At 69.1% G+C, this 13,180-nt stretch carries 10 protein-coding genes; 1 reads left to right on the plus strand and 9 read right to left on the minus strand.

Annotated elements, in window-relative coordinates; translation table 11 throughout:
* Positions 1-132: 132 nt before the first annotated feature.
* From ACZ4SW_RS05910 to ACZ4SW_RS05950, 9 genes are all read right to left on the minus strand, one after another.
* Positions 133-882 carry a transglycosylase SLT domain-containing protein gene (locus ACZ4SW_RS05910; RefSeq protein WP_468238441.1) on the minus strand — a complete coding sequence of 250 codons (750 nt, stop codon included), beginning with the start codon at positions 880-882 and terminating at the stop codon, positions 133-135.
* A 389-nt stretch (positions 883-1,271) separates the two neighbouring features.
* Positions 1,272-2,948: a pyridoxal phosphate-dependent aminotransferase gene (locus ACZ4SW_RS05915; RefSeq protein WP_468238443.1), complete on the minus strand. Its 1,677-nt coding sequence runs from the start codon at positions 2,946-2,948 to the stop codon at positions 1,272-1,274.
* 113 nt (positions 2,949-3,061) lie between these two features.
* Positions 3,062-4,237 (minus strand): aldose epimerase family protein, encoded by a 1,176-nt coding sequence (locus ACZ4SW_RS05920; RefSeq protein ID WP_468238445.1) that lies wholly within the window; start codon positions 4,235-4,237, stop codon positions 3,062-3,064.
* Positions 4,238-4,447: 210 nt separating this feature from the next.
* A complete protein-coding gene (gene mmsB, locus ACZ4SW_RS05925; protein WP_468238447.1) occupies positions 4,448-5,692 on the minus strand; it encodes a multiple monosaccharide ABC transporter permease in 1,245 nt (414 codons plus the stop codon).
* Complete coding sequence (mmsA, locus tag ACZ4SW_RS05930) at positions 5,689-7,239, minus strand: multiple monosaccharide ABC transporter ATP-binding protein (protein WP_468238449.1); 1,551 nt, start codon at positions 7,237-7,239, stop codon at positions 5,689-5,691. The genes mmsB and mmsA overlap by 4 nt, the downstream gene beginning before the upstream one ends.
* A gap of 45 nt (positions 7,240-7,284) precedes the next feature.
* Positions 7,285-8,394: a multiple monosaccharide ABC transporter substrate-binding protein gene (chvE, locus tag ACZ4SW_RS05935; RefSeq protein ID WP_468238452.1), complete on the minus strand. Its 1,110-nt coding sequence runs from the start codon at positions 8,392-8,394 to the stop codon at positions 7,285-7,287.
* Positions 8,395-8,523: 129 nt separating this feature from the next.
* Positions 8,524-9,492 carry a hypothetical protein gene (locus tag ACZ4SW_RS05940; RefSeq protein WP_468238454.1) on the minus strand — a complete coding sequence of 323 codons (969 nt, stop codon included), beginning with the start codon at positions 9,490-9,492 and terminating at the stop codon, positions 8,524-8,526.
* 121 nt (positions 9,493-9,613) lie between these two features.
* Positions 9,614-10,618 (minus strand): zinc-dependent alcohol dehydrogenase, encoded by a 1,005-nt coding sequence (locus ACZ4SW_RS05945; RefSeq protein WP_468238456.1) that lies wholly within the window; start codon positions 10,616-10,618, stop codon positions 9,614-9,616.
* A complete protein-coding gene (locus ACZ4SW_RS05950; protein ID WP_468238459.1) occupies positions 10,615-11,778 on the minus strand; it encodes a mandelate racemase/muconate lactonizing enzyme family protein in 1,164 nt (387 codons plus the stop codon). The genes ACZ4SW_RS05945 and ACZ4SW_RS05950 overlap by 4 nt, the downstream gene beginning before the upstream one ends.
* A 287-nt stretch (positions 11,779-12,065) precedes the next feature.
* On the opposite strand from ACZ4SW_RS05950, the gene ACZ4SW_RS05955 reads away from it, so the two are divergent.
* Entirely contained in the window at positions 12,066-13,064 is a 999-nt protein-coding gene (locus ACZ4SW_RS05955; protein WP_468238461.1) for an SCO2400 family protein, read from the plus strand.
* The last annotated feature ends 116 nt before the right edge of the window (positions 13,065-13,180 follow it).

The raw sequence follows: 13,180 nt of genomic DNA on the forward strand, positions 1-13,180 counted from the left end.
CACCTTTGTTGTCCTTGCTTGTGGGTTTGGGGTATTCCGTGGCCGGGGTGGTCTAGGAGGAACCAAAAGGAACAATGGGGGGGGGGGTGCCCCCCCCTCCCCCCCCCCCCCCCGGGGTCCGGATCAGACGGCTCAGTAGGGGCCGTTGACGTTGTCGATCGAGCCGTAGCGGTGGTACGCGTAGTTGCACGCGGCGGTGATGTTGGCGACCGGGTCGTAGATGTCCCACGACGTGCCCGAGACGTGGTAGGCGTTGAAGGTCGGCTGGATCACCTGCAGCAGGCCCTTGGAGGGTATGCCCTTGGCGGCGTTGGAGTCCCAGAGGTTGATGGCCTTCGGGTTGCCTGAGGATTCGCGCATGACATTGCGGTAGATGCCGTTGTAGGACCCCGGAATACCGTGCTGCGCCATGATCGCCAGCGAGTGCCGAATCCAGCCGTCCAGGTTGTTGGCATAGATCACGCCGCTGGAAACCGTCGCGGTTTTCGTGGCCGAAGAAGACACGGTTTTCTTGATCGTGGTCGCGGTGGCCGCGGCTTTCTTGATCGAGGAAGACCCGGTGGGAAGAATCAGGATCTGGCCCGGACGGATGATGTAGGGGCTGGAGATCTTGTTGGCCGCCGCGATGGCCTGCCAGCCGCCCGGCACATTCCGGGCCCGTGCGATGGAAGCCAGGTGGTCGCCGAGCTTCACGACGTAGGTGGTCGTGCCGGCGGCCTGGGTCTTGGCCGCCGCGACGGCCGGAGCGGCCGGGGCGGCGTGGGCGGCCTGGGCCGTCCCGAACACGGCCGTGCAGGCCAGGGCGAAAGAGCCAACGGTGACGGCGCCACCGGTGGAGAACCGGCGCGCCCGGCGCGATCGGTTGAGGGCATGTTTGGGCATGGTGCGGTCCTTGTTCCGGGGATTGCATTGCCCGCAGTTGCCGGTTCCGTCGACAAGCGGCACCGCATTTCGTTTGCGGTGCCCTGCGGCGGGAACATTCTTAGCCGCCGGGAATAAATCAACAATTCCCATTTTTACTAAGCAGGCTAGTTGTTCGCCCGTGGCCCGGATTGGCCATGTCTGCAAAGTCGGGTGGTTAAGGACCGGGTAAAGCACTAAGACGCTTCGTAAGTGAAGTGCATCACGCGGGGGTGAGCGGCATTTCCGATGGAGCCGCCCGGTGGGTGAAACAGTGACTTAATGGCGCCTTGGTGCTTATAGGAATTAATCGGACATTAAGGAATAACTCGGTGCTTTTATGTCGCTCCGGCGGGGCGTGCGCCGCGGCCCTACCCCGCCTGCCCCATCCCGGCCGCGTTCGGCCAGGCCTGCGGGCTGGGCCAGCCGGTGGCCGGGGCGGGCGCCAGGCCGGGGGTGCCCGGGGCGGGCGCGGTCATGCCGCGCACCTGGGCGGCGGTGAGGCCGCCGCGCGCCGGCACGCCGGGCGGGGTGGGGCCGGTCGCCGCGGCCGGGGCCGGGACCGGGGTGGGCGCCGGGTAAGGGGCCGGAGCGGGGACCGGGGTGGGCGCCGGGTACGGGGCCGGGGCCGGGGCGGGCGCGGGGGCCGGCAGCGGGGCCGGTGCGGGCGTGAGCAGCGGGGCCGGGGCCGGTGCGGGCGTGAGCATCGGCGCGGGGGCCGGCTGCCGGGGAGCGGCCTGGGCCGCCGCCGGCATCGGCGTTCCACCGGCGGCCGGCTGTGCGGCGGGGAGCGGGGCGGCGGCCGGGAGCCCGGAGGCCTGGGCGGCGAGCCCCCGCACCCCGGCCCCGTTGGTCTCGCTGACCAGGCGGTCCACCGCCGCCGTGCCCGAGCTGTAGCCGGTCCCTTGGCTCAGCTCGGGCACGGCGGCTCCCCTCCTGGACCCGTAGAGCACCTGCTCCAGGGCGGACACCAGGCGACGCACGTCCACCTGGGGGCGCACCACGAGTCGTAGGAAGCGGCTGGAGGAACCGATCTTGTTACCGCACTCGCGGACCAGGATCCGGTGCTCGGCGAGCAGCCGGTCGCGGACCACGGTGCCCTCGGCGCCCACGGGCAGGCGCACGAAGAGGAAGTTGCCCTGGGACGGGTAGACCGTCAGGCCGGGCAGCGCGGAGAGGTGGCTGGCCATCTCCAGACGGTCGCGGCGCACCTGCTGCAGGCTCTGCTGGTACTCCGCGCCGTGCTCCTTCAGCATGAAGACCACGTGCTCGGCGAAGGAGTTGAGGTTCCACTTCGGCAGCATGGAGCGGACCCTGCCCGCCAGCGACGGGTTGGCGACGAGGTAGCCGAAGCGGACGCCGTGCAGGCCGAAGTTCTTGCCCAGGCTGCGCAGCACGACGACGTTGGGCCGCAGTATCGCCTCCTGCACGACGCTGGGGTCGGCCTCGGTGTCCGCGAACTCCAGGAAGGACTCGTCGACCACCACCAGGTCGAGGTCGGCCATCTGGTCCATGAACTGCACCAGGGCGTGCTTGTACTGGTAGCCGCCGTCGGGGTTGTTCGGGTTGCACACCACGGCGACCCGGGTGCCGCGCTTGCGGATGAACTCGCCGTACTGGGTGAGGTCCAGGGAGAAGCCGCTGGACTCCTGGAGCGGGAACATGTCGACCCGCTTGCCGGTCTCCATGGGCTGGTCGGTCCAGCGGCCGAAGGTGGGGACGGGGACGGCCAGGGACTCGCGGACCAGCAGGTGGTCGATCCAGGTGATCAGCTCGGTGGAGCCGTTGCCCATGGCGACGCACTGCGGCGGAAGCTGGAGCAGACTGCACAGCTCGGCCGTGATCGTCTCGGCGCTGCTCGGGTAGTAGGTGAGGATCTCACGCAGCTTGCCCGCCATGTCCTCGAACATGGCGGGCGTGGGGAAGTACGGGTTGCAGGGGATGCAGAAGTCCACCGGGCCCACCCCGTCGCCCTCGCGTGTCAGCGCGGCCATCGAGGGGCTGTGCGCCGCCGAGCTGCGGAACAGCGAGGTGACGTTGTCTGCCAAGGGAACCTCCGTACGATGGGTGGCCCGCGCGGGGGAGCACGGGCCACCCACTCATACGGATACGGGTGTGGCGTTGTTCAACTGGTGTGCGACGAGTGTGAGTTCGCTCGCGTTTACGCGCTGAACGAGTGGATCGTCGTCGTCCGGTACGTCTGCCCGGGCCGCAGCACCGTCGACGGGAAGTGCGGGTGGTTCGGCGAGTCCGGGAAGTGCTGCGTCTCCAGGCACAGGCCGTCGCCCTGCCGGTAGGTGTGCCCGGAGGGGCCGACCAGCGTGCCGTCGAGGAAGTTGCCCGAGTAGAACTGCACGCCCGGCTGGTCGGTGGCGATCTTCAGGGTGCGGCCGGACTTCGGGTCCCGCAGCGTCGCGATGTGCTCCGGCTTCGCGGTGACGCCCTTGTCGAGGACGAAGTTGTGGTCGAAGCCCTTGGCGGTGACCAGTTGCGGGTGACCGATGCGGATGTCCCGCCCGATCGGCTTGGCGTGCCGGAAGTCGAACGGGGTCCCCGCGACCCGGGCCAGCTCGCCGGTGGGGATCAGCCCCGAGTCGGTGGGGGTGTAGCGGCTCGCGTGCAGCGTCAACTCGTGGTCGTAGATGCTGCCGCTGCCCTCCCCGGAGAGGTTGTAGTACGTGTGGTTGGTGAGGTTGACGATCGTCGGCTTGTCGGTCGTGGCCTCGTAGTCGATCCGCCAGTCGCCGTGCCGGGTGAGCGTGAACGTCACCTTGGTCTTCAGCGTGCCGGGGTAGCCCATCTCGCCGTCGACGCTCGTGTAGTGGAGGTGCAGGCCCACGTCGGAGCCGGAGGTGAAGCCCTCCACGTCCCACACCTTGGTGTTGAAGCCCTTGGCGCCGCCGTGCAGGCTGTTGACGCCGTCGTTGACGGAGAGCTGGTAGGTCTTGCCGTCCAGGGTGAAGCGGCCCTTGGCGATGCGGTTGCCGTAGCGGCCGATGGTCGCGCCGAAGAACGTGGTGCCGGCCACGTACGCCGCGAGGTTGTCGTAGCCCAGCGAGACGTTGGCGTACCGGCCGTGGCGGTCCGGGATCTCCAGCGACTGGACGATGCCGCCGTAGGAGAGGACCTTCAACCGGGTGCCGCCGTTCTCCAGGGACCAGCGGTAGACCTTGGTGCCGTCGGCGAGCTTGCCGAAGAGTTCCTTCACGGGCTTCCTGCTTCCCGAAGCGGTGCCTGAGGTGCTGTCCGCGGCCTGTGCCGGGCCGGCCGTCCCGACCGTGGCGGCGAGTCCCGCGGCCGCCGAAGCGGCGATGACCGTGCGTCTGCTCAGTTCCATGTGCGGCTCTCCCTTTTTTTGAGGCTCGGTTCGCCTCCGGGGCGCCTGAGCCGGTGCCGAGAACCCGATCGTGCCCAGCGCTTCGCGCCTCCGCGCCCCCCAAGCTCTTCGAGCAGGGGGGAGCCCCAGGTCTCTCGACACCGGCGTGCCCCTTCGGCTCACTCTCTCAACGAAGGTCGGGCCCCGCCTCCCGGCGGGGCCCGAGCTGACTTACGAACCGGACTTGCGCTTGTTCCACACGTCGAACCCGACCGCCACCAGCAGGGCCAGGCCCTTGATCACCTGCTGCCAGTCGGTGCCGACACTGAGGAGGTTCATGCCGTTGTTCAGCACGCCGAGCACGAGACCACCGATGATCGCGCCGAGGACGGTGCCGACACCGCCGCTCATGGACGCGCCACCGATGAACGAGGAGGCGATCGCCTCGAGCTCGAAGTTCACGCCCGCCTTCGGCGAGGCCGCGTTCAGGCGGGCGGCGACCACCAGACCCGCCAGGGCCGCGAGCACGCCCATGTTCAGGAACACCTGGAAGGTGACCCGCTTGTCCTTGACGCCGGACAGCTTCGCGGCCGGCAGGTTGCCGCCGATCGCGTAGATGTGGCGGCCGAAGACCGCGTTGCGCATGACGTAGCCGTAGCCGACGACCAGGACGCCCAGGACGATGAGGATGATCGGCGCGCCCTGGTAGCTGGCGAGCAGCATCGTCAGGGCGAGGATCGCGGCGACGATGGCGACGAGCTTCAGCGCGAACAGCCGCGCGGGCAGCACGTCGAGGGAGAACTCCTGCTGCCGGCGCCGGTCACGGACCTCCTGCCACACCACGGCCGCGATCATGACGAGGCCGAGCAGCAGCGTGAGGTTGTGGTAGTTGGTGTTGGGGCCGACCTCGGGCAGGAAGCCGTTGCCGAGCTTCTGCAGCCCGTCCGGGAAGGGGCCGAGGGTCTGGCCCTTGAGCAGGATCTCCGTCAGACCGCGGAAGAGCAGCATCCCGGCGAGGGTGACGATGAACGACGGTATGCCGAGATACGCGATCAGATAGCCCTGCACCGAGCCGGCCACCGCGCCCACCAGCAGGCACAGCACCAGCGCGACGGGCCAGGCCACACTGTGTTCCACGGTCAGTACGGCCGCGAACGCGCCCACGAACGCCGTCAGCGAGCCGACCGAGAGGTCGATGTGCCCGGCGATGATGACCAGCATCATGCCGATCGCGAGGATCAGGATGTAGCTGTTCTGCAGGACCAGGTTGGAGACGTTGCGCGGCAGCAGCAGGTCGCCGCCCGTCCAGACCTCGAACAGGATGACGATCAGGCCGAGCGCGATCAGCATGCCGTACTGCCGCATGTTGCGGCGCAGTCCGCTCAGCACCAGCTCGAGCAGGCCGCCGCCGGTGGCCGATCCGCTCTTGCCCGGCGGCGCGGGGGCCGGGGTCTTGGCGGTCACATCGGTGCTCATCGGGTTACCTCTTTGTCCTTCGTCATCTGGCGCATCAGCACTTCCTGCGTGGCCTCCGCCCGCGGAACCTCTCCGGTCAGCCGTCCGGCGGCCATGGTGTAGATGCGGTCGCACATGCCGAGCAGCTCCGGCAGCTCGGAGGAGATGAAGACGACCGCCTTGCCCTGCGCGGCCAGTTGGTCGATGACCGTGTAGATCTCGTACTTGGCGCCCACGTCGATGCCGCGGGTGGGCTCGTCCAGGATCAGCACGTCCGGGCCCGCGAAGATCCACTTGCTGAGGACGACCTTCTGCTGGTTGCCGCCCGACAGCTTGCCCACGGGCTCGAACACGGTCGGCGCCTTGATGTTCATGGACTTGCGGAAGCCCTCGGCGACCTGCCGTTCCTCCTGCTCGTCCACCACGCCCCGCTTGGCGACCTTGTTCAGGGCGGTCAGCGAGATGTTCCGGTTGATGGTGTCGATGAGGTTCAGGCCGTAGTGCTTGCGGTCCTCGGTGACGTACGCGATGCCGTGCCCGACCGCCTCCGCGACCGTCTTGGTACGGATCTCCTTGCCGTCCTTGAGGACGGTGCCGCCCGCGTACCGGCCGTAGGTGCGCCCGAAGACGTTCATGGCCAGCTCGGTGCGGCCCGCGCCCATCAGGCCCGCGATGCCGACGATCTCCCCGCGCCGCACCTCGATCGACACGTCGTCGACCACCTTGCGCTGCTGGTCGATCGGGTGGAACACGGTCCAGTTGCGGATCTCCAGGGCCGGCGCCGCGCCCTCCTCCGGCTGGTGCGGAGTGCGGTCGGGGAAGCGGTTGTCGAGGTCGCGGCCGACCATGCCGGCGATGATCCGCTCCTCGGTCGTCTCCGGTGCCTTCACGTCGAGCGTCTCGATGGTGCGCCCGTCGCGCAGGATCGTCACCGAGTCGGCGACCTTGCGGATCTCGTTCAGCTTGTGGGAGATGATGATCGAGGTGATGCCCTGGTTCTTCAGCTCCAGGATCAGATCGAGGAGCTTGCCGCTGTCCTCGTCGTTCAGGGCCGCCGTCGGCTCGTCCAGGATGAGCAGCTTCACGTCCTTGGAGAGCGCCTTGGCGATCTCCACGAGCTGCTGCTTGCCCACGCCGATGTCGGCGATCCGGGTCTCCGGGTGCTCGTCGAGACCGACGCGGCGCAGCAGTTCGGTGGCGTGCTTGAGCGTCTCGTTCCAGTTGATGAACCCGCGCGTGGCGTGTTCGTTGCCGAGGAAGATGTTCTCGGCGATGGAGAGGTACTGCACCAGGGCCAGCTCCTGGTGGATGATCACGATGCCGTGCTGCTCGCTGGCCCGGATGTCCTTGAAGTGGCAGACCTCTCCCTCGAAGAGGATCTCTCCCTCGTAACTGCCGTGCGGGTGGACGCCGGAGAGGACCTTCATCAGGGTCGACTTGCCGGCGCCGTTCTCCCCGCAGATGGCGTGGACCTCGCCCTGACGGACAGTCAGGTTGACGTCCGACAGCGCCTTGACGCCGGGAAAGGTCTTGACGATCGAGCGCATTTCCAGGACGGGTCCCGCCATGGTCGTGCCTTCCAGTCGTGTGCGGTCGGTGGGGGTACGCGCCTGTTACTTGAGCTGGGCGTCGGTGTAGTAGCCGCCCTTGACCAGGACGTCCTCGTAGTTCGACTTGTCGACGCTCACCGGCTGCAGCAGGTAGGCCGGGACGACCTTCGTGCCGTTGTCATAGGTCTTGGTGTCGTTGACCTGCGGCTTCTTGCCGTTGAGTGCGTCGTCGACCATGGTCGTGGCGACCTCGGCGAGCTTGCGGAGGTCCTTGTAGACGGTCTGCGTCTGCTGGCCGGCGATGATCGACTTCACGGAGGCGAGCTCGGCGTCCTGGCCGGTGATGACCGGCAGCGGCTTGCTCGCCGAGCCGTAGCCGTCCGACTTCAGCGCGGACAGAACGCCGATGGAGATGCCGTCGTAGGGCGAGAGCACGGCGTCGACCTTGGCGCTCTGGTACTTGGAGGTGAGGATGTCCTCCATGCGCTTCTGCGCGGTGGTGCCGTCCCAGCGCAGCGTGGTGACCTGGTTGAGCGCGGTCTGCCCGGACTTGACGACCAGTTCCTTCTTGTCGATGTACGGCTGCAGCACCTTCATCGCGCCGCCGAAGAAGTACTTGGTGTTGTTGTCGTCGTTCGACCCGGCGAACAGCTCGATGTTGAACGGGCCCTTCTTGCCGCTGTCCAGACCGAGCTTGTGCACGATGTACGTGCCCTGCAGCACGCCGACCTTCTCGTTGTCGAACGACGCGTAGTAGTCGACGTTCTTGGTGCCGAGGATCAGGCGGTCGTAGGAGATGACCGGGATGTGGGCGTCGGCGGCCTGCTGGAGCACGTTGTTCAGCGACTTGTTGTCGATGGCCGCGATGATCAGGCCCTTGACGCCCTGGGTGATCAGGTTCTCGATCTGCGAGACCTGGGTGTCCGGGTCGTCCTCGCCGTACACCAGCTTGGTCTTGTACCCCTTGGCCTGGAGGTCCTTGACGACGTTGTTGCCGTCGTTGATCCAGCGCTCGGACGACTTCGTCGGCATCGCGATGCCGATGGTGCCGCCCTTGGCGTTGCCCGCCTTCTCCTTGCTGCCGCCCTCACTGTTCTGGCCGCACGCGGTCAGGGTCAGCGCGAGGGACGCGGCTCCGGCTATCGCGGTGAGAGCGGCTCTGCGAGTACGCATGGTGATCAGTCCTTGGTGTGTGGGGCGGGTTCGGTGATGCGGATGCCGTGCGGTGGGTCGACCGGGCAAACGGATGTGTGGGATTGTGCGCGGCTCTGTGCGCTTGTGTGAAGTCGCGTTTCCGGAACGTTATGACGGGATGTCGAATCGCTTCAGGGCGCCAGGCAGCCGCGAACCGAGCGGCGCCATGTCGCCGTCGGCTCCGTGGCGCGCGAGCAGGTCGAGGGCGAGCCGGCCGCGCCGCACCCGTTCCTTGGCCGTGGCCAGCGTCAGCTCCCGCAGGTGGTGGCCGTACGGGTAGATCCCGGGCGCCTTCGACAGGCCGAACTTCAGATACAGCGGGGCACCGCGCCGGATCAGCTCGGCGACCTCGTACATCCGCACGTAGCCGCCGAGGTCGTCGGGGGCCTCGATGTACATGTCCATCGGGGCGGCCGAGACCCGCCGGATCTCGGTGAGGTGATCCAGCGTCAGATCACTGGGCACGTTGACCGAGTCGGCGCCCAGGTGCTCGTAGACGGCGTACGCGGCCGGGTTGACCGGGCCGATCAGCGCCGAGACCTTCAGCGTGGTGTCGGCCGGGATGATGCCCTTCTCGCGGGCCCGGTGCAGCGTCCACAGCACGCCCTCGTCGGCGACGAGCAGGCACTTCACACCCAGCTCGGTCGCCCGGACGGCGTCCTCGACACAGCCGGCGACCGCGTCGTGGCCGCGGGCTCTCAGGCCCCCGCCGCGCGAGTCGGAGCGCACCGAGCCGCCGATGTCCCAGGTGCCGCGCGGGCCCGTGAACAGGCACAGCTCGATCTCACGCTCGGCCGTGGCCTCGACCATCTCGGTGATCTCGGCGTCGGTCAGCATCCACACGCCGCTGCCCTGGCTGATCCGGTGGATCGGCACATCGAGCCGGGAGGACTCCTTGAGGACCACCGCGAGCGCCTCGGGTCCCTCGCACGAGGGGATCTCGGTGCGCCAGCGGCCGCCTCCGGGGAAGCTGTGCGGCGAGGCGTCGGCGGGGGAGAGGGCGGGCGCGCCCAGGCCGAGCGCGGCGAGCGCCTGCTCACCGGGCCTGCGGGCTGCCGTAGCGGAGTCGGTGGTCACGAGAAGTCCTTCATGTTCGGTATTTCGGACGAAGTTCGCGGCTCAGGGCGCGGGTGGCTTGGTGGTACGCCGGTACGGAGCTCGTCAGGTAACTCCGTACCGGCGTACGGCTCTAGGGGTGTCACGGCCGCAGCAGGACCTTGCCGACCTTCGGGTCGCCGGACCCCACCAGCTCGATGGCCTGCGGGAACTCGGTGAGCGGCAGCTCGTGCGTGACCAGCGGCAGCGGATCGAGCAGCCCGGCGCCGAAGACCCGCACCGCGTGCGCCCAGGCGTCCGGCGGCGCACCGAACACGGTGTGCACCTCGAGCTGCCGTACGACGAGGTCGGTCGGGTCCAGACCCTCGGCCCCCGGCGCCGGGATGCCCGTCAGGACGAGCCGCCCGCCGCGCCGCAGCAGCGAGGCGGAGGTGCGCGCGGCGGACGCGGACCCGGCGGTCTCGATGACGACGTCGAAGTCGTTGGGCAGCTCCTGCCCCCTGGTGCGGAAGTCGGTGGCGCCGAACTGCCGCGACAGCGCCTCGCGGTCGTTGCGGGTGCCGACCACCAGCAGCTCCGACGGCGAGACCGCCTTCAGGAACTGCACGGCGAACATGCCGAGGGTGCCCGTGCCGACGACCGCGACCCGCTCGCCCGGCTGTGCGTTCGCCTTCAGCACGGCGGCCGCGATGCAGGCGGCCGGCTCCAGCAGGGCCGCCGCCGTGAGGTCGGCTTCGTCCTGCAGGATGTGCAGCAGACGGGCCGGGAGCGTGAGGGTGGTGGCCATCGCGCCCGGCTGGGTGAAGCCCGTCTCCTCGTACCCCGAGGTGCACAGGGTCGTCTCGCCCGCGTGGCAGCGGTCGCAGACCTGGCAGTTGCGAAAGCCCTCCCCGACGGTCTTGCGGCCCACCAGCGACTCGGGGACCCCGGCGCCGACCGCGTGCACCGTGCCGGACCACTCGTGGCCGGGGGTGAGCGGGTAGCGGACGTAGCCCTCGGGCCGGTTGCCCTGGTAGACCTCGCGGTCGCTGCCGCAAATACCGACGGCGTGGACCCGCACCAGCGCCTCGCCCGGACCGGGCGGGCGCGGGGTGTGGTCCACGAGCCGGTGGCTGCCGGGCGCCTCGACGACGACAGCAGTGCTCACTGCCCGTCCTTCGGATTGCGCTTCTCCCAGCCCTCGGCCCACAGGTCGAAGTGGGCCCGCTGCTGCGGGAACTCGGCCGCCGCGTCGGTGTCCAGCTCGACGCCGAGGCCGGGGGCGTCGGAGAGGTGGAAGCAGCCGTCCTCCGGGTCCACCTGGGGCGCACCCTTGATCACCTTCTTGATCTCCGCGTCCGCGAAGTCGTTGAAGTGCTCCAGGATCTTGAAGTTCGGAGAGGTGAAGCCGACCTGGAGGGAGGCGGCCGTCAGGACCGAGCCGCCCACGTTGTGCGGGGCGACCAGCATGTAGTGGGTCTCGGCGGTGGCGGCCAGCTTCCGGGTCTCCCAGATGCCGCCGATGTGGCCGAGGTCGGGCTGGATGATGTCCGCGGCCTGGCTCTCGAACAGCTCGCGGAACTCGATGCGGTCGTGAATGCGCTCACCGGTGGCGACCGGCAGGTCCACCTTCTCGGCCACCTTCTGCAGCGCCTTGAGGTTCTCCGGCGGGACCGGCTCCTCCAGCCAGGCCGGCTTGAAGGGGGCCATCTCCTTGGCCAGCCGGACCGCGGTGGAGGGGGAGAAGCGGCCGTGCATCTCCAGCATCAGCTCGGCGTCGGGCCCGATGGCGTCGCGCACGGCCTCGATGAGGGAGACCGCGTACACGGTCTGCTCGTGGTCGAGTTCGAAGTGCCCGGTGCCGAAGGGGTCGATCTTGAGCGCCCGGTAACCGCGCTCCATGACCCCCTGGGCCGCCTTGTGGTACGCCTCCGGGGTGCGCTCGGTGGTGTACCAGCCGTTGGCGTACGCCTTGACCTTGTCGGTGACCTTGCCGCCGAGGAGCTGCCAGACCGGGACCCCGAGGGCCTTGCCCTTGATGTCCCAGCAGGCCATCTCGACGACCGCGATGCCGGACATGACGATCTCACCCGCACGGCCGTAGTCGCCGTACTTCATCCGGCGGACGAGGTCTTCCACGGCGAACGGGTCCGAGCCCAGAATGTGGTTGGCCTCCGCCTCTCGCAGATAGCCGATCAGCGCGTCGGTGTGGCCCAGCATGCGGGTCTCGCCGACGCCGGTGATGCCTTCGTCGGTGTGCACCTGCACGTACGTCAGGTTGCGCCAGGGCGTCCCGACGACATGTGTGCTGATTCCGGTGATGCGCACGGCTGTTGCCCCTTGTTGCCTTGTCGGTGCGTATGTCGGCTCGAGTGGATCCGGGTAGCGACTCGATGTGTTCGAAATTTCGTCACACGTTCGAAATGCTGGCGTGACAGTAAGGATCGGGTAGTGGGAGTGTCAATGGGTCGCGCGCATAACGGTTTCGGCAAGGGTTTCGAGACTGTTTCGAAGTGCCGCGTTCACCTGGGCACACGGTCTAGGCCGGTTCCGCACACAACCTTCACCACTGCCCCTAGGAACGCTACCCGCCGGGAACCTACTCTTCCCGCGTCATGGACTACTGCCACCCGTGCCGACGGCACCTGAACGGCGCCCTCGCCTGCCCGGGGTGCGGTACGCCGGTCGACGAGCTACGCGCGTACGCGGGCGCGGACGGCTATGCGAGCGAGAGCGGCTACGCGGACGGAAGCGGCTTCGTGGGTGAGCGCGGCCACGGCGACGCGGGTGAGGGCGGCTACGCGGACGAAAGTGGCTTCGAGCGCGGTTTCGCGGGCGAGAGCGGCTACGCGGGCGAGCGCGACCACGGCGACGCGGGCGAGGGCGGCTACGCGGACGAAAGTGGCTTCGAGCGCGGCTACGCGGACGGAAGCGGCTTCGAAAGCGGCTACGCGGCCGAGGGTGGACAGGGCTCCGCCGCCGGGCGTTCCGGCGGCTCCGGTGCCGTCGACGGCGTCGCCGGGGCGTCGCCCGTGCCCGACGGCGAGGTGCGGCCCGGGCGGGCGCAGAGCCGGCGACGTGGGGCGCCCGCGGGCCGCGGGGGCCGGGCGACGCGTCGCGATCGCAAAGCCGCAGCGCATCGCAGGCGTCGGCGGCGGGTGTTGTTCGCCGGGGCCGGGCTGTTGCTGGCCGCGGGCGGCCTGAGCCTGGCGGAGCTGGGGGTCGAGGCGCCGGGATCGACGCCGAAGGCGGCGACGGCCGGGGACGAGACGGCGGACGGCGGGGCACCGGCGGCGCGGACGGAAGGGGCCTCGGGTGGCGCCGGAGGGTCGGGTGTCCGGGGCGTGACCCCGGTGGCGGCGTCCGCCTCCGCGTCTCCGTCGGCGTCGAAGTCCGCCAAGGACCACAAGCCGGACCAGGACGGGCACGCGTCGCAGAGCCCCACGGTGACGGCGCCCTCCACCGGGCTTCCGGAACACTCCGCACCGGCCCACACGGCGACGGCCACGACGGCACCGAGCACCGGTCCGACCGCCGCCCCGACGCCGACGCGTCCGGCACCGCAGCCGTCGCCGACGAAAACGTGCAATCGGTTCCTGTGGTGGTGCACCTAGTGGTGGGGGGGGGGGGGGGGGGGGGGGGACAGGGGAAAACTCGTTCTGCAACAACACCAGCTTTCCTGCGGGCCGGCGTGGGCGCGGGTGGGGCTTCCCGGAGGAGAGAGCGAGGA

This window comes from Streptomyces sp. NPDC028331, assembly GCF_055565775.1.

Excerpts from the sequence above, each read along its gene's own strand:
- ACZ4SW_RS05910 (WP_468238441.1), bottom strand. The coding sequence starts at position 882 with ATGCCCAAACATGCCCTCAACCGATCGCGCCGGGCGCGCCGGTTCTCC.
- ACZ4SW_RS05920 (WP_468238445.1), bottom strand. The coding sequence starts at position 4,237 with ATGGAACTGAGCAGACGCACGGTCATCGCCGCTTCGGCGGCCGCGGGA.
- mmsB (WP_468238447.1), bottom strand. The coding sequence starts at position 5,692 with ATGAGCACCGATGTGACCGCCAAGACCCCGGCCCCCGCGCCGCCGGGC.
- mmsA (WP_468238449.1), bottom strand. The coding sequence starts at position 7,239 with ATGGCGGGACCCGTCCTGGAAATGCGCTCGATCGTCAAGACCTTTCCC.
- chvE (WP_468238452.1), bottom strand. The coding sequence starts at position 8,394 with ATGCGTACTCGCAGAGCCGCTCTCACCGCGATAGCCGGAGCCGCGTCC.
- ACZ4SW_RS05955 (WP_468238461.1), top strand. The coding sequence starts at position 12,066 with ATGGACTACTGCCACCCGTGCCGACGGCACCTGAACGGCGCCCTCGCC.